At 30.3% G+C, this 433-nt stretch carries 1 protein-coding gene; it reads left to right on the top strand.

All coding sequences use genetic code 11. The annotated features are described in order from the left end of the window. Window positions 1-16: 16 nt before the first annotated feature. Window positions 17-433: hypothetical protein (locus ASV53_RS25925; RefSeq protein WP_205049246.1), on the top strand; the 417-nt coding region annotated here is incomplete at its 3' end.

Raw genomic sequence — 433 nt, 5'->3', positions numbered from 1 at the left:
ATATAAGATATTAAACTTGATCGTGATGGTTGTTTTTTCTTATATTGTAGTGTCAAAACTGTCTAGAGAAAGAATCTATTTACTATTTAACTATGTTTCTGATGTTATATTGTTAATTGCAGTTGCTTATATATTAATGCATATGTCTAACGGTATTAGTAGTAGTGACAGAATTGGCTTTGCAGGAAGTGGTTCAATAACAATTGGACGTGTTTTTAGCTTTGGTGCTATTGTTTATTTTCATAGAATCTTTACGGATAGAACATTAAAATCATTTGTAGCGATCATTGCTCTCATGCTTGCTTGTTATTTGACTGGTTCACGTGGAAACTTCATATTTATGTTGTTAGCCATGTCCTCTCTACTTTTTCTATCTAAAGCTTTAGATAGAACACTAAAAGTTAGGATACTTTTAGGTATATGTGTATTTATA

Source organism: Photobacterium sanguinicancri, from assembly GCF_002265265.1.
Classification (GTDB): Bacteria; Pseudomonadota; Gammaproteobacteria; order Enterobacterales; family Vibrionaceae; genus Photobacterium; species Photobacterium sanguinicancri.
This window is presented reverse-complemented; position numbering and strand designations above follow the sequence as displayed.